Genomic DNA, 14,039 nt, shown 5'->3' with positions numbered 1-14,039 from the left:
CATGGAAGCCGCGTCGCCACTATACATCTACCGTGACCCGCATTTCGCCCCGGCCGGGGACACAGTCGTTGCCGCAGCGCCGCTTGACATCGTCGTAGACGCCTACGGTGGCGGCGGGCTCGTTGGCGAGGCTGGCCTAAGCGCGGCCTTTGGTGGCGCGATCGTCTTCAAGGACGACCTGACCGGGGCCTGTTTTCTTGGAGTATGGGGAAAGCGAAATGCTGCGCGTTTCAAGGCAGCGCTAGAGGCGCAGGGTGATGTCGAGATCATAGACGGCGCACCACCGGCGCGGCTTCAGCACTTCAGTAAGACCGGCAAGCGGCCGAAGCACACTCGATGACAGATCAATACCTCAAACGAAAACAGCCGGGCTTTTCAGCCCGGCTGTTTTGCTTCCGGCGAACCGGAAAATATTAAGCGGCTTCAGCAGCAGCTGCTTCGGCTTCAACGCGAGCCTTGTCGGCTGCGCCCTTGGCGAAGGTGTCGCGGTCAACGAATTCGATGACGGCGAGAGCGGCGTTGTCGCCCTGGCGGAAGCCAGCCTTCATGATACGCAGGTAGCCGCCGTTGCGGGTTGCGTAGCGCGAAGCGATCGTGTCGAAGAGCTTCGAAACAACAGCGGCGTCGCGGATCTGCGAGATCGCCTGACGACGAGCGTGCAGGTCGCCGCGCTTGCCGAGGGTTACGAGCTTTTCAACAATCGGACGGATTTCCTTTGCCTTCGGCAGGGTGGTCACGATCTGCTCATGGGTGATGAGCGAAGCCGCCATGTTGGCAAACATTGCCTTGCGGTGGCTAGCGGTTCTATTCAGCTTGCGGCCGGCTTTACCGTGGCGCATTGCTATTCTCCTTCACATGCAGGCATCTCGCCCGCCGTTTGATGGTTAGTATTGGTCTTCGTAACGCTTGGCGAGATCTTCGATGTTCTCAGGCGGCCATGCCGGCACTTCCATGCCGAGGTGCAGGCCCATGGAAGCGAGAACTTCCTTGATTTCGTTCAGCGACTTGCGACCAAAATTCGGCGTGCGGAGCATTTCTGCTTCGGTCTTCTGAATGAGGTCGCCGATGTAGACGATGTTGTCGTTCTTCAGGCAGTTTGCCGAGCGAACAGACAGTTCGAGTTCGTCCACCTTCTTGAGGAGAGCCGGGTTGAAAGCGAGTTCGGTGACTGCTTCTTCTTCGGTTTCCTTCTGCGGCTCGTCGAAGTTGACGAACACGCCAAGCTGATCCTGCAGGATGCGAGCCGCGAAAGCGACGGCATCTTCACCGGAGATTGAGCCATCGGTTTCGATGGTCATGTTCAGCTTGTCGTAGTCGAGAACCTGTCCTTCGCGGGTATTTTCAACCTTGTAGGACACCTTCTTGACCGGCGAATAAAGGCTGTCGACCGGGATGAGACCGATCGGAGCATCTTCCGCACGATTGCGATCGGCCGGAACATAGCCCTTGCCGTTGTTGACGGTGAATTCCATGCGGATTTCGGCGCCCTCGTCGAGCGTGCAGATCACATGCTCGGGGTTGAGGATTTCGATATCGCCGACCGTCTGGATGTCGCCAGCCGTTACAACGCCCGGACCCTGCTTACGCACGACCATGCGCTTTGCGTCGTCGCCATCCATCTTGATGGCGATTTCCTTGATGTTCAGGACGATGTCGGTGACATCTTCACGAACGCCAGGGATCGACGAGAATTCATGCAGCACGCCATCGATCTGCACGGCCGTCACTGCGGCACCGCGCAGCGAGGACAGCAGAACGCGGCGAAGCGCGTTGCCGAGGGTGAGGCCGAAACCGCGCTCCAGCGGCTCTGCTACGAGCGTCGCCTTGGTACGCGAGCTCGAAGAGAACTCGACCTTGTTCGGCTTGATCAATTCCTGCCAGTTTTTCTGAATCATATTTTTGCCTTCCGTTCGTTGCCACCATCCAATCGTGACAACCGAGCTTGAGAAGCATCGGGAGCGAGGATCCGCTCACCGATGTTGTGAATGGCGATGATCAGACGCGACGCTTCTTGCGCGGGCGGCAACCATTGTGCGGGATCGGGGTCACGTCGCGGATGGACGTGATCATGAAACCAGCAGCCTGGAGGGCGCGCAGAGCGGATTCACGACCCGAACCCGGACCGCAAACTTCAACTTCCAGCGACTTCATGCCGTGTTCCTGAGCCTTCTTGGCGCAGTCTTCAGCAGCGATCTGAGCGGCGAACGGGGTCGACTTGCGCGAGCCCTTGAAGCCCTTGGCGCCAGCAGACGACCAGGCAATGGCGTTGCCCTGTGCGTCGGTGATCGTGATCATCGTGTTGTTGAAGGTCGAGTTGACGTGAGCGACGCCCGACGAAATGTTTTTACGTTCGCGACGGCGAACGCGTACGGCTTCCTTGGCCATTTTAATCCCTTTCTTGGATCTCTGCACCGCCGTAATACCAGCGGCTACACCGGAACGAGACCTTGCGGCCCTGCCCCAAACTCAAAAGAGGCCGGCGCAGACCGCCAGCCCCCTCACCTCCGGTTTCCCGGAAATTACTTCTTCTTACCAGCGATAGCCTTTGCCGGGCCCTTGCGGGTACGAGCATTGGTGTGCGTGCGCTGACCGCGGACCGGAAGGCCACGACGATGACGCAGGCCGCGGTAGCAGCCGAGGTCCATCAGACGCTTGATGTTCATCGAGGTCTCGCGACGCAGGTCACCTTCGACCTGGTAATCGCGGTCGATGGTTTCGCGGATCTGCAGGACTTCAGCGTCGGTGAGCTGATTCACGCGACGATCAGCAGGAATACCGACCTTCTCGATGATTTCCTGTGCGAATTTCGGACCGATCCCGTGAATGTACGTCAGCGCGATTACAACGCGCTTTGCGGTCGGGATGTTGACGCCAGCGATACGTGCCACGCCTATTCTCCTTGCGTTCCAGTTGCCATCCGGCAAGTGGTGTCTCGTTACACGACCTTGAAAGGCCGCAATTACAATTCAGGTTCTCAACAAGTCAAAACGATCGAACCCGGAATTCCTATCGGAAGTCCGCGCCGATCGCATCAGATATCGCGAGTTGGCGCGGTGTTTAACGGAATCAGTGCTGAAAAGCAACCGCTCCCGCCAAGTTTTATTTCCAAAGCCTTACAGCTTCGAAAGTATGCGCTCGATCTCGCCGGTGACGTGATCGATGTCTGCCATGCCATCCACCGACTGCAACTTGCCCTTGGCATAGTAGTAGCCGATCAGCGGCGATGTTTCTTTGTAGTAAGCGCCGAGACGCGTCACCACGGTTTCGCGGTTGTCATCGGGACGACGCTTGAAGTGAGTCGAACCACAGCGGTCGCAGACGCCCTCCACCTTCGGCTTGACGTTGGTGTCGTGATAGCCGGCACCACAGTTCGCACAGGTGTAGCGGCCCGAAACGCGGTCCGCAAGGATAGCGTCGTCGACCTGGATCTCGACGACCTTCGACAGTTCGATGCCCTTGCCCTTGAGCATGGCTTCCGTCGCATCGGCCTGAACCAGCGTACGCGGGAAACCGTCGAGGATGAAGCCATTCTCGCAATCGGGCTGGTCGATACGCTCCGACACGATTGCGATGACGATGTCGTCAGAGACCAGCTTGCCAGCATCCATGACGGCCTTGGCGCGCTTGCCGACTTCGGTACCGGCCTGAACGGCGGCGCGAAGCATGTCACCCGTGGAAAGTTGCGGAATGCCGTACTTTTCCACGATCCGCTGAGCTTGAGTCCCCTTACCCGCGCCCGGCGGCCCCAAAAGTATAAGTCTCATCGACCCCTCTTTCCTCCACGCAACTTCGATTTCTTGATCAGGCCTTCGTACTGCTGCGCGATCAGGTGACCCTGAATCTGCGCGACCGTGTCAAGAGTTACGCTAACGACAATCAAAAGCGAAGTGCCACCAAGGGATAATGGGATCCCTGTCTGCGACACGAGGATTTCCGGAAGAATGCAGACGAATACGAGGTAGATCGCGCCGATGACCGTGATGCGGGTCAGCACGTAATCGATGTACTCGGCGGTGCGCTCACCGGGACGGATGCCCGGGATGAAGCCGCCATGCTTCTTCAGATTGTCGGCCGTGTCCTTCGGATTGAAGACGATGGCCGTATAGAAGAACGCGAAGAAGGCGATCAGCAGACCGTAGAGGAGCATGTAGAGCGGCTGGCCATGGCCAAGAGCCGCGACAATCGAGGTCACCCAGGTCGGCATGTTGGTGGTGCTGGCGAAGCCCGCGATCGTTGCCGGCAGGAGCAGCAGCGAGGACGAGAAGATCGCCGGGATAACGCCCGAGGTATTGAGCTTCAGCGGCAGGTGCGAGGTATCGCCCTGGAACATGCGGTTGCCCACCTGGCGCTTCGGATACTGGATCAGAAGGCGGCGCTGGGCGCGTTCGACGAAGACGATGATCGCGATGACGGCGATCGCAACGACGATGACCAACAGGATAAGGCTCGTCGACAGCGCGCCTGTGCGGCCGAGTTCGAGCGTACCGGCAAGAGCCGCAGGCAGACCAGCAGCGATGCCGGCGAAGATGATGAGCGAGATGCCGTTACCGATACCGCGCGAGGTGATCTGCTCGCCGAGCCACATCAGGAACATCGTGCCGCCGAGCAGCGTGATGACGGTGGAGACGCGGAAGAAGATGCCCGGATCGACCACGAGCCCCTGCCCGCTCTCCAGACCAATGGCAATGCCATAAGCCTGCAGCGTACCGAGAAGCACGGTGCCGTAACGGGTGTACTGGTTGATGATCTTGCGGCCCTGCTCGCCTTCCTTCTTCAGGTTTTCGAGCGCAGGCACGACCGAGGTCATCAGCTGCACGATAATCGAAGCGGAAATGTAAGGCATGATGCCGAGCGCGAAGATCGCCATGCGCTGAACAGCGCCGCCCGAGAACATGTTGAAGAGGCCGAGAATGCCGCCTGCCTGCCCCTGGAAGGCCTGTGCATAGGCCTGCGGGTTGAGGCCGGGAAGCGGAATGTGCGTTCCCAACCGATAGACGAGGAGAGCTGCCAGTGTAAACCACAGGCGCTTCTTGAGATCCTCGGCTTTGGCGAAGGTCGAGAAATTGAGGTTGGAAGCCAACTGTTCCGCTGCAGACGCCATGCGTATCTCCGCGCTACCGGTTTCGGGCTCTGACCAAGCGAAAGGCAGAACGCCGGATCGGCATTTCTGAATTATTCAAAAGCGGGCTTCGGACGGATTGCGGGCGCAACCTATGCCTCACCCTGTTGTTCGTTTAACCTGTCCTGACGCACGTGCATCCGACCGGTTTTTGTGAGGCTCACATATGGGAGCAAAACCGCCCGGTGTGAAGCACCCCGGGCGGTTTATCATAGATTAAATTATTCTGCAGCTGCGGCAGAAAGAAGCGTGACGGAACCGCCAGCCTTTTCGATCTTTTCGACAGCCGGCTTGGAAGCGCCAGCAACTTCGAACTTGACCTTTGCCTTCAGCTCGCCGTCGGCGAGAACGCGAACGCCGTCCTTGACGCGACGGATAACGCCGGCAGCCTTGAGAGCTGCTGCATCAACCGTGGACTTGGCGTCGAGCTTGCCAGCGTCGATAGCAGCCTGAACACGCTCCAGGGACACGACAACGAAGTCGGCCTTGAAGATGTTGTTGAAGCCGCGCTTCGGCAGGCGACGGTAGATTGGCATCTGACCGCCTTCGAAGCCGTTGATGGCTACGCCCGAACGGGACTTCTGACCCTTGACACCGCGACCACCGGTCTTGCCGGAGCCCGAACCGATACCGCGGCCGAGGCGCTTGCGGCTATGGGTCGAACCTTCGTTGTCTTTGATTTCATTGAGTTTCATAGCGAATACTCCCTGCTTACTTCTCGTCGACGATGCGAACGAGATGCTGGACAGCACGGATCATGCCACGAACGGAAGGGGTATCTTCCAGCGTGCGACGACGGTGCATCTTGTTCAGCCCGAGACCGATCAGCGTGCGCTGCTGGACATCCGGACGGCGAATCGGGCTGCCGATCTGCTCGACGGTAACCGTCTTTGCTTCGGTCTTCTTTGTAGCCTTGGCCATGGATCAGCTCCTCTTATTCTTCAGAAGCGTTACCGGAAGCGGCACGGCGAGCCTGAAGCGTTGCATACTTGATGCCGCGCTGTGCTGCGATGTCCTTCGGGTGAACCTGGTGCTTCAGAGCGTCGAAGGTAGCGCGAACCATGTTGTATGGGTTCGAGGAACCGGTCGACTTGGCGACGACGTCGTGAACGCCGAGCGTTTCGAAAACAGCGCGCATCGGACCACCGGCGATGATACCGGTACCGACCTTGGCCGAACGAAGCAGAACCTTGCCGGCGCCGTGGCGGCCGTGAACGTCGTGATGCAGCGTACGGCCGTCACGCAGCGGTACGAAGATCAGTTCGCGCTTGGCAGCTTCAGTTGCCTTGCGGATTGCTTCCGGCACTTCACGTGCCTTACCGTGACCAAAGCCAACGCGGCCCTTCTGGTCACCGACGACGACGAGGGCTGCGAAACCGAAACGACGGCCGCCCTTGACGACCTTGGCGACGCGGTTGATCGCGACCAGCTTGTCGACGAATTCGCTATCGCGCTCTTCGCGGTTCTGGCGATCGTCGCGCGAACCTTTTCTTTCCTGTGCCATTGTCCTTTTCCTTTTTCTTTTGCGGGTGGAACGGCAGACAACACGAGGACCGCATCAGCCTCCCCTATCGAGGAGCGTTTGCGGTCCGGTTAAAATCCGGCCGGAGCGCTGGGCTCCGGCCGGAAATTCATTAGAAGGTCAGACCGCCTTCGCGGGCTGCATCTGCCAGGGCCTTGATACGGCCGTGATAGATGAAGGCGCCACGGTCGAATACGACTTCCTTGACACCAGCCTTGGAGGCGCGCTCGGCGACGAGCTTGCCAACGGCGGCGGCTGCCGCGGTGTCAGCACCGGTCTTCAGAGAACCGCGCAGGTCCTTATCGAGCGTCGAGGCAGCCGCGAGGGTCTTGCCGGCAACATCGTCGATAACCTGAACGTAGATGTTCTTCGAGGAGCGATGAACCGACAGGCGCGGACGGCCATTGGCCACCGACTTGAGATGACGGCGCACGCGGTTGGCACGACGTGCAAGTGCTTCTTTCCTGCTAGCCATTTCGCGTGATCCTTACTTCTTCTTGCCTTCTTTGCGAACGATACGTTCGCCGGCATACTTGACGCCCTTGCCCTTGTAAGGCTCAGGACCGCGGTATTCGCGGATTTCAGCGGCAACCTGGCCGACCTGCTGCTTATTGATGCCAGTGACAACAATTTCAGTAGGCTTCGGCACAGCGATCGTGATGCCGACCGGCGGCTCATAAACCACGTCGTGGCTGAAACCGAGAGCGAGCTGCAGGTTCTTGCCCTGAAGCGACGCGCGGTAACCAACGCCGTTGATTTCGAGCTTGCGCTCGTAGCCGTCCTTAACACCCGTGAAGATGTTCTCGATCATCGTGCGGGACATGCCCCACTTCGAACGAGCATCCTTCGACTGCGTGAGCGGCGTCACGACAACCGCATTGTTTTCGAGCTTAACGCCGACTTCGTCGTTTGCGACGAAGAACAGCTCGCCCTTCGGGCCCTTTGCAGTAACCTTCTGGCCTTCGACCGTAGCCGTAATCCCAGCAGGAATCTGAACGGGCTTCTTACCGATACGAGACATTTTTATATCCTGTCTGTTCGCTATGGAGATCGATGCTCGGTATTAGAATACCGAGCAAAGAACCTCGCCACCAACGTTCTGTTCGCGAGCCTGGTGATCAGCCATCACACCCTTCGGAGTCGAAAGGATGGTGATGCCGAGACCGTTCGCGACCTGCGGAATGGACTTGACCGAGACATAAACCCGGCGGCCCGGCTTGGACACACGGCCGATCTCACGGATCACCGATGCGCCTTCGTAGTACTTCAACTCGATGTTGATTTCAGACTTGCCATTGCCGAAATCGACAAGAGCGTAGCCACGGATGTAGCCTTCAGCCTGGAGAACATCGAGAACACGTGCACGGAGCTTCGAAGCAGGCGTCGAGACCGACGACTTGCGGCGGGAAGCGCCGTTACGGATGCGGGTGAGCATATCGCCCAACGGATCAGTCATTGTCATCTAACCTGCTCCTTACCAGCTGGACTTGACGATGCCCGGCACCTTGCCGAGATTGCCGAGTTCACGCAGCGCGATACGCGACATGCGCAGTTTGCGGTAGTATGCGCGCGGACGGCCCGATACTTCACAACGGTTGCGAATACGGGTCTTCGATCCATCGCGCGGCAGGGATGCCAGCTTGATCGAGGCCTTGAACCGGTCTTCGATCGGAAGAGCCTGGTTCATGATGATCGCCTTCAACTCGGCGCGCTTAGCGGCCTGGTTGGCGACCGTAATACGGCGGCGCTTGTTCTTTTCAACTGCGCTGGTCTTCGCCATGTGTGGTTCCTTTTCTACGCTCGTCGTTACGGTTACTGACGGAACGGGAAGTTGAACTCTGTGAGCAGAGCCCGTGCTTCGTCGTCCTTGGTGGCCGTCGTGCAAACGATGATGTCCATGCCCCACATCTGATCAACCTTATCGTAGTTGATCTCAGGGAACACAATGTGCTCCTTGATGCCCATGGCGAAGTTGCCACGGCCGTCAAAGCTCTTCGGGTTCAGGCCGCGGAAGTCGCGAACGCGCGGAAGCGCGATGTTCACGAGACGGTCCAGGAACTCGTACATGCGAGCGCCGCGCAGGGTAACCTTTGCGCCGATCGGCATATCTTCGCGGACCTTGAAGCCAGCGATGGAGTTGCGTGCACGGGTGATGACCGGCTTCTGACCAGCAATAGCGGCCAGGTCAGCTGCGGCAACAGTCGGCTTCTTCGAATCAGCCGTTGCTTCACCAACACCCATGTTGATTACGATCTTGTCGAGCTTCGGAATCATCATCTCGTTGGCGTAGGAGAACTTCTCCTGCATCGCCGCACGGATGCGCTCGACATATTCCTTCTTGAGCCGCGGCTCGTACTTTGCCTGAGCCATCAGATCACCTCACCGGAACGCTTGGCCACACGGACCTTCTTGCCGTCAACAACCTTGAAACCAACGCGGGTCGGCTTGCCGTCCTTGTCGATGATCGAGACGTTGGACAAGTGAACCGAGGCTTCCTTGCTGATGATGCCGGCTTCCTGGGTCTGCGTCTGGCGCTGGTGGCGCTTTACGACGTTGACGCCACGGACTACGGCGCGATCTTCCTTGGGCAGAACCTGAAGGACTTCGCCGGTACGGCCCTTGTCCTTGCCTGCGAGCATGACGACCGTGTCGCCCTTACGAATCTTTTGCATCGTTCGTGCTCCTTACAGTACTTCTGGAGCGAGCGAGATGATCTTCATGTGGTTCTTGGCGCGAAGTTCGCGCGGAACCGGTCCGAAGATACGGGTGCCGATCGGCTCTTTCTTGTTGTCGATGAGGACTGCTGCATTGGTGTCGAAGCGGATGATGGAACCATCTACGCGACGGATTTCCTTGGCGGTGCGAACGACAACCGCCTTCATCACGTCACCCTTCTTCACGCGGCCGCGCGGAATAGCTTCCTTGATCGAAACGACGATAACGTCGCCGATCGAGGCATACTTGCGCTTAGAACCGCCCAGCACCTTGATGCACATGACACGACGTGCGCCGGAATTATCCGCCACGTCGAGGTTTGTTTGCATCTGAATCATATCAGGTCGCCTTCTTGTGTTTACCGGAATGGTTGGGCTGTCGCCCCCTACCCCGGCATATGAAAATTGTCAGCCGGCCGCTTGCCACGAGAGCAGGCGAAAACACGGCATTAGCTTGACTAGCGCGGGATCGATCGTGCCAGGGTGGTTTCCCAAACGGGACCTTCCGTGCGCTCAAAGCAAAAGAACGCTCGACGAACGAGCGTTCTGACGCTGCTTCATACAGAAATTTCCGCGAGACGCAAGGCCTCGCGAGAAATTCTTACTTTGCCTGGCCGGAAATGACCGTCCAGCACTTGTCCTTGGAGATCGGCGCGCATTCCTCGATGGATACGGTATCGCCAATCTTGTACTGATTGTTTTCGTCGTGGGCCTTGTACTTCTTGGAACGACGAACGGTCTTCTGCATCAGCGGATGAGCGAAACGACGCTCAACGCGGACAACTACAGTCTTCTCGTTCTTGTCGCCAACGACGACGCCCTGCAGGATGCGCTTCGGCATATTCTTAGGCCTTTGCTTCTGCCGCCTTCTGGCGGGCAATGGTTTTCACGCGGGCGATGTCCTTGCGAACTTCGTTGACGCGGGAGGACTTTTCGAGCTGACCGGTGGCCTTCTGGAAGCGCAGGTTGAACTGCTCCTTCTTCAGGTCGGCGAGCTTGTCCTTGAGCTGATCGGCCGTCAGGCCGCGAACTTCTTCGGCTTTCATGTGCCTTGCTCCTTACTCTGCAATGCGCTGTACGAAGCGCGTCTTGACCGAGAGCTTGGCAGAGCCGAGGCGAAGCGCTTCGCGAGCGATTTCTTCGCTGACGCCGTCGATCTCGAACATCTGGCGGCCTGGCTTGACCTTGCATGCCCAATATTCAACAGAGCCCTTACCCTTACCCCTACGGACTTCGGTCGGCTTTGCGGTTACCGGAACATCCGGGAACACGCGGATCCATACACGGCCAGCACGCTTCATGTAGCGCGTGATCGCGCGGCGGGCCGCTTCGATCTCGCGTGCATTTACGCGGTTTGGCTCCTGAGCCTTAAGGCCGAATTCACCGAAGGCGAGGTCGGAACCACCCTTGGCGACGCCCTTGATGCGGCCCTTAAATTGCTTGCGGTACTTGGTACTCTTGGGCTGCAACATTTTCTTATTCTCCGAACTTATCTGCCACCAACGCTATTAAGCGTTGTCGCGGCGACGATCGCGGTCACGGCTAGCCGGACCCTGAGCATCACCCTCGAGTGCGCGGCGCTCGGAGGCCATCGGATCGTGCTCAAGGATTTCGCCCTTGAAGATCCAAACCTTGATGCCGCAGATACCGAAAGCGGTTTCCGCTTCGGCTGTGCCGTAGTCGATGTCAGCGCGCAGCGTATGCAGCGGCACGCGACCTTCGCGGTACCATTCCGTACGAGCGATTTCAGCACCGCCGAGACGGCCCGCGCAGGTGATCTTGATGCCTTCGGCGCCAAGACGCATTGCGGACTGAACGGCGCGCTTCATGGCGCGACGGAAAGCAACACGACGCTCGAGCTGCTGAGCGATCGACTGAGCGACCAGAACAGCGTCGACTTCCGGCTTGCGAACTTCAACGATGTTGAGGTGCGTTTCGGAGTTCGTCATGTCCGACAGCTTCTTGCGGAGCTTGTCGATGTCTGCGCCCTTCTTGCCGATGATCAGGCCCGGACGAGCCGAGTGGATCGTGACGCGGCACTTCTTGTGCGGACGCTCGATAACCACCTTGGAGATACCAGCCTGCTTCAGTTCGCTCATGACGAACTTGCGCATCTTCAGGTCTTCGTGCAGCAGCTGACCGTATTCGGCATTGTCCGCGAACCAGCGGCTATCCCAGGTACGGTTGATGCCAAGACGGAAACCAATTGGATTGATTTTCTGACCCATTATGCGGCCTCCTCGGTGGCGGCTTCAACTTCGCGAACAACGATCGTGAGGTGCGCAAAGGGCTTTTCGATGCGCGATGCACGACCACGGCCACGAGCGTGGAAACGCTTCATGACGATCGACTTGCCGACGTAAGCTTCCGCTACGACCAGCGAGTCAACGTCGAGATCATGGTTGTTCTCGGCGTTTGCGATCGCAGATTCGAGCGTCTTCTTGACGGCGCCTGCGATGCGCTTGCGGGAGAATTCCAGCTCAGCGAGTGCGCGCTCGACCTTCTTGCCGCGGATAGCCGCGGCAACCAGGTTGAGCTTCTGTGGGCTGACGCGGAGCGTGCGGGCGACTGCTTGCGCCTCGTTGTCCTTCAGCCGGCGTTCGGCTTTTGCCTTGCCCATCGTTACTTCCTCTTTGCCTTCTTGTCCGCACCGTGACCGTAGTAGGTCCGGGTCGGAGAGAATTCACCGAATTTGTGACCGACCATGTCTTCATTGACGTTGACCGGAATATGCTTGCTGCCGTTGTAGACGCCGAAGGTGAGACCGACGAACTGGGGCAGGATCGTGGAGCGACGGCTCCAGATCTTGATTACTTCTGCACGTCCGCCTTCACGAACCTTCTCAGCCTTCTTGAGAAGATAGCCGTCAACGAACGGACCTTTCCATACTGAACGAGCCATTGGAGACTTCCTCTCTTACTTCTTACGCTGATGACGCGAGCGCATGATCATCTTGTCGGTCGACTTGTTCGACCGGGTGCGCTTGCCCTTGGTCGGCTTACCCCAAGGGGTAACCGGGTGACGACCACCGGAAGTGCGGCCTTCACCACCACCGTGCGGGTGGTCGACAGGGTTCATGACAACACCGCGGTTATGCGGACGCTTGCCGCGCCATACGGTACGACCGGCCTTGCCGTCGTTGATGTTGGCGTGGTCAGGGTTCGAAACCGCACCGATCGAAGCAAGGCAGGAGCCCGGCACGAGGCGCTGTTCGCCAGAGTTCAGACGAAGGATCGCCAGACCCGCATCGCGGCCTACGAGCTGTGCGTAGGAACCAGCGGAGCGAGCGATCTGACCGCCCTTGCCCGGCTTCATTTCCACGTTGTGGATGATGGAGCCAACCGGGATGTACTGCAGGGGCATGGTGTTGCCCGGCTTTACGTCCACAGCCTTTTCAGAGGCGATGACCTTGTCGCCGGCAGCAAGGCGCTGCGGAGCGATGATGTAGGCCTGTTCGCCGTCGGCGTAGGAGATGAGCGCGATGAACGCGGTACGGTTCGGGTCGTATTCGATACGCTCGACCGTGCCTTCAACTTCGAACTTGCGACGCTTGAAGTCGATCAGACGATACGTACGCTTGTGACCGCCGCCGATGAAGCGAGCCGTGATGCGACCGAGGTTGTTACGACCGCCGCTCTTGGTCAGACCCTGCGTCAGCGCCTTGACCGGCTTGCCCTTGTAGAGCGAAGAGCGGTCGACGATGACCAGCTGACGCTGGCTCGGGGTCGTAGGATTGAATGTTTTCAATGCCATGTTTTTATTCCTCAGAGACCGGTGGAGACGTCGATCGTCTGGCCTTCAGCCAAAGTCACGATTGCCTTCTTCACGTCCTTCTGCTTGCCGACAAAACCGCGGAAACGACGGGTCTTGCCCTTGCGGAGCAGAGTGTTGACGGCCGTGACCTTGACGCCGAAGAGCGCCTCGACTGCAGCCTTGATTTCCGGCTTCGACGCCGTCTTAGCGACGTTGAAAACAACCTGGTTGTTTTCCGATACCAGAGTGGACTTTTCGGTGATCGACGGCGAGACGATCACATCATAGTGGCGAAGATCGGACACTTGAAACGCTCCTCTAGAGCTTCAACGGCAGCCTTGGAAAGCACGAGCTTGCCACGGCGCACGATGTCATAAACGTTGATGCCCTGGATCGGCAGAACATCGATGTTCGGGATGTTCTTGGCTGCGAGCTTGAAGTTGCCATCAAGTTCGGCGCCGCCGATGAAGAGAGCGTTGGTCAGGCCGAGCGTTGCGAAGGTCGAAGCCAGAGCCTTGGTCTTTGCTTCAGCAGCAACCAGGTTGTCGATGATGATGACATCATCGGACTTCAGCTTAGCCGACAGAGCCAGACGCAGGCCGAGAGCGCGAACCTTCTTCGGAAGGTCGTGTTCGTGGCTGCGAGCAACCGGGCCGTGAGCCTTACCACCGCCGCGGAACTGCGGAGCACGAGCCGAATGGTGACGAGCGCGGCCCGTACCCTTCTGCTTGTACATCTTGGCGCCGGTGCGCCATACGTCGGCGCGGCCCTTTGCCTGGTGAGTGCCCTGCTGCTTCTTGGCAAGCTGCCAGCGGATTACGCGGGCGAGAATGTCTTCGCGGGGCTCGAGACCGAAAATCGCGTCAGAAAGAGAAACCTTCCCTGCGTCTTTTCCCTCGAGGGTCTTGACGTTGAATTCCATTGGTCTGGC

General features: G+C 58.6%; 26 protein-coding genes. 1 reads left to right on the top strand and 25 read right to left on the bottom strand.

What is annotated here, in order from left to right; genetic code table 11:
• Position 1: 1 nt before the first annotated feature.
• On the top strand, positions 2–340 hold the full coding sequence (locus ACIQUB_RS05215) for a hypothetical protein (protein WP_113239819.1): 339 nt from the start codon (positions 2–4) through the stop codon (positions 338–340).
• A gap of 73 nt (positions 341–413) precedes the next feature.
• On the opposite strand, the gene rplQ is transcribed toward ACIQUB_RS05215, so the two are convergent.
• The 25 genes from rplQ to rplD all read right to left on the bottom strand — a co-directional run bounded on the left by rplQ (position 414) and on the right by rplD (position 14,030).
• Positions 414–839 (bottom strand): 50S ribosomal protein L17, encoded by a 426-nt coding sequence (gene rplQ / locus ACIQUB_RS05210; protein WP_018900257.1) that lies wholly within the window; start codon positions 837–839, stop codon positions 414–416.
• A gap of 45 nt (positions 840–884) precedes the next feature.
• Complete coding sequence (locus ACIQUB_RS05205; protein WP_007787729.1) at positions 885–1,895, bottom strand: DNA-directed RNA polymerase subunit alpha; 1,011 nt, start codon at positions 1,893–1,895, stop codon at positions 885–887.
• Positions 1,896–1,995: 100 nt separating this feature from the next.
• Positions 1,996–2,385 (bottom strand): 30S ribosomal protein S11, encoded by a 390-nt coding sequence (rpsK, locus tag ACIQUB_RS05200; protein ID WP_003547577.1) that lies wholly within the window; start codon positions 2,383–2,385, stop codon positions 1,996–1,998.
• A gap of 134 nt (positions 2,386–2,519) precedes the next feature.
• Positions 2,520–2,888 (bottom strand): 30S ribosomal protein S13, encoded by a 369-nt coding sequence (gene rpsM / locus ACIQUB_RS05195; RefSeq protein ID WP_018900258.1) that lies wholly within the window; start codon positions 2,886–2,888, stop codon positions 2,520–2,522.
• Positions 2,889–3,113: 225 nt separating this feature from the next.
• A complete protein-coding gene (locus tag ACIQUB_RS05190; RefSeq protein WP_113239818.1) occupies positions 3,114–3,764 on the bottom strand; it encodes an adenylate kinase in 651 nt (216 codons plus the stop codon).
• Positions 3,761–5,101: a preprotein translocase subunit SecY gene (gene secY / locus ACIQUB_RS05185; RefSeq protein WP_113239817.1), complete on the bottom strand. Its 1,341-nt coding sequence runs from the start codon at positions 5,099–5,101 to the stop codon at positions 3,761–3,763. Before secY ends, ACIQUB_RS05190 begins: the two co-directional genes overlap by 4 nt.
• A 239-nt stretch (positions 5,102–5,340) precedes the next feature.
• The gene (rplO, locus tag ACIQUB_RS05180; RefSeq protein WP_016553563.1) at positions 5,341–5,814 is read right to left on the bottom strand and encodes a 50S ribosomal protein L15; all 474 of its coding nucleotides are present in this window, start codon (positions 5,812–5,814) and stop codon (positions 5,341–5,343) included.
• 16 nt (positions 5,815–5,830) lie between these two features.
• Positions 5,831–6,040 carry a 50S ribosomal protein L30 gene (rpmD, locus tag ACIQUB_RS05175; protein WP_016553562.1) on the bottom strand — a complete coding sequence of 70 codons (210 nt, stop codon included), beginning with the start codon at positions 6,038–6,040 and terminating at the stop codon, positions 5,831–5,833.
• Positions 6,041–6,053: 13 nt separating this feature from the next.
• The gene (gene rpsE, locus ACIQUB_RS05170) at positions 6,054–6,623 is read right to left on the bottom strand and encodes a 30S ribosomal protein S5 (protein WP_018900261.1); all 570 of its coding nucleotides are present in this window, start codon (positions 6,621–6,623) and stop codon (positions 6,054–6,056) included.
• 130 nt (positions 6,624–6,753) lie between these two features.
• Positions 6,754–7,116 carry a 50S ribosomal protein L18 gene (gene rplR, locus ACIQUB_RS05165; protein WP_018900262.1) on the bottom strand — a complete coding sequence of 121 codons (363 nt, stop codon included), beginning with the start codon at positions 7,114–7,116 and terminating at the stop codon, positions 6,754–6,756.
• A gap of 12 nt (positions 7,117–7,128) precedes the next feature.
• The gene (rplF, locus tag ACIQUB_RS05160) at positions 7,129–7,662 is read right to left on the bottom strand and encodes a 50S ribosomal protein L6 (RefSeq protein WP_018900263.1); all 534 of its coding nucleotides are present in this window, start codon (positions 7,660–7,662) and stop codon (positions 7,129–7,131) included.
• A 42-nt stretch (positions 7,663–7,704) separates the two neighbouring features.
• Complete coding sequence (gene rpsH / locus ACIQUB_RS05155; RefSeq protein WP_018900264.1) at positions 7,705–8,103, bottom strand: 30S ribosomal protein S8; 399 nt, start codon at positions 8,101–8,103, stop codon at positions 7,705–7,707.
• Positions 8,104–8,115: 12 nt separating this feature from the next.
• Entirely contained in the window at positions 8,116–8,421 is a 306-nt protein-coding gene (gene rpsN / locus ACIQUB_RS05150; RefSeq protein ID WP_018900265.1) for a 30S ribosomal protein S14, read from the bottom strand.
• A 32-nt stretch (positions 8,422–8,453) separates the two neighbouring features.
• Positions 8,454–9,011 (bottom strand): 50S ribosomal protein L5, encoded by a 558-nt coding sequence (rplE, locus tag ACIQUB_RS05145; RefSeq protein ID WP_018900266.1) that lies wholly within the window; start codon positions 9,009–9,011, stop codon positions 8,454–8,456.
• Positions 9,011–9,313, bottom strand: a complete 303-nt coding sequence (gene rplX / locus ACIQUB_RS05140; RefSeq protein WP_018900267.1) for a 50S ribosomal protein L24 — start codon at positions 9,311–9,313, stop codon at positions 9,011–9,013. The genes rplE and rplX overlap by 1 nt, the downstream gene beginning before the upstream one ends.
• Before the next feature lie 12 nt (positions 9,314–9,325).
• The gene (gene rplN / locus ACIQUB_RS05135) at positions 9,326–9,694 is read right to left on the bottom strand and encodes a 50S ribosomal protein L14 (protein WP_018900268.1); all 369 of its coding nucleotides are present in this window, start codon (positions 9,692–9,694) and stop codon (positions 9,326–9,328) included.
• 262 nt (positions 9,695–9,956) lie between these two features.
• Positions 9,957–10,196 (bottom strand): 30S ribosomal protein S17, encoded by a 240-nt coding sequence (gene rpsQ, locus ACIQUB_RS05130; RefSeq protein ID WP_018900269.1) that lies wholly within the window; start codon positions 10,194–10,196, stop codon positions 9,957–9,959.
• Positions 10,197–10,200: 4 nt separating this feature from the next.
• Entirely contained in the window at positions 10,201–10,401 is a 201-nt protein-coding gene (gene rpmC, locus ACIQUB_RS05125) for a 50S ribosomal protein L29 (RefSeq protein ID WP_016553554.1), read from the bottom strand.
• A 12-nt stretch (positions 10,402–10,413) separates the two neighbouring features.
• Positions 10,414–10,827: a 50S ribosomal protein L16 gene (gene rplP / locus ACIQUB_RS05120; RefSeq protein WP_402928805.1), complete on the bottom strand. Its 414-nt coding sequence runs from the start codon at positions 10,825–10,827 to the stop codon at positions 10,414–10,416.
• Between the two features lie 36 nt (positions 10,828–10,863).
• Positions 10,864–11,583 carry a 30S ribosomal protein S3 gene (gene rpsC / locus ACIQUB_RS05115; protein ID WP_018900270.1) on the bottom strand — a complete coding sequence of 240 codons (720 nt, stop codon included), beginning with the start codon at positions 11,581–11,583 and terminating at the stop codon, positions 10,864–10,866.
• Entirely contained in the window at positions 11,583–11,975 is a 393-nt protein-coding gene (rplV, locus tag ACIQUB_RS05110; protein WP_018900271.1) for a 50S ribosomal protein L22, read from the bottom strand. Before rplV ends, rpsC begins: the two co-directional genes overlap by 1 nt.
• A gap of 2 nt (positions 11,976–11,977) precedes the next feature.
• Entirely contained in the window at positions 11,978–12,256 is a 279-nt protein-coding gene (gene rpsS / locus ACIQUB_RS05105; protein ID WP_018900272.1) for a 30S ribosomal protein S19, read from the bottom strand.
• Positions 12,257–12,271: 15 nt separating this feature from the next.
• Positions 12,272–13,108 (bottom strand): 50S ribosomal protein L2, encoded by an 837-nt coding sequence (gene rplB / locus ACIQUB_RS05100; protein WP_018900273.1) that lies wholly within the window; start codon positions 13,106–13,108, stop codon positions 12,272–12,274.
• An 11-nt stretch (positions 13,109–13,119) separates the two neighbouring features.
• Positions 13,120–13,413, bottom strand: a complete 294-nt coding sequence (locus ACIQUB_RS05095; RefSeq protein ID WP_402928802.1) for a 50S ribosomal protein L23 — start codon at positions 13,411–13,413, stop codon at positions 13,120–13,122.
• The gene (gene rplD / locus ACIQUB_RS05090) at positions 13,386–14,030 is read right to left on the bottom strand and encodes a 50S ribosomal protein L4 (RefSeq protein WP_402929119.1); all 645 of its coding nucleotides are present in this window, start codon (positions 14,028–14,030) and stop codon (positions 13,386–13,388) included. The genes ACIQUB_RS05095 and rplD overlap by 28 nt, the downstream gene beginning before the upstream one ends.
• Positions 14,031–14,039 lie beyond the last annotated feature (9 nt).

This window comes from Rhizobium sp. NPDC090275 (genome assembly GCF_044772225.1).
Classification (GTDB): domain Bacteria; phylum Pseudomonadota; class Alphaproteobacteria; order Rhizobiales; family Rhizobiaceae; genus Rhizobium.
The sequence above is the reverse complement of the archived record's forward strand: the minus strand, read 5'-3'. Positions and strand labels throughout refer to the sequence as shown.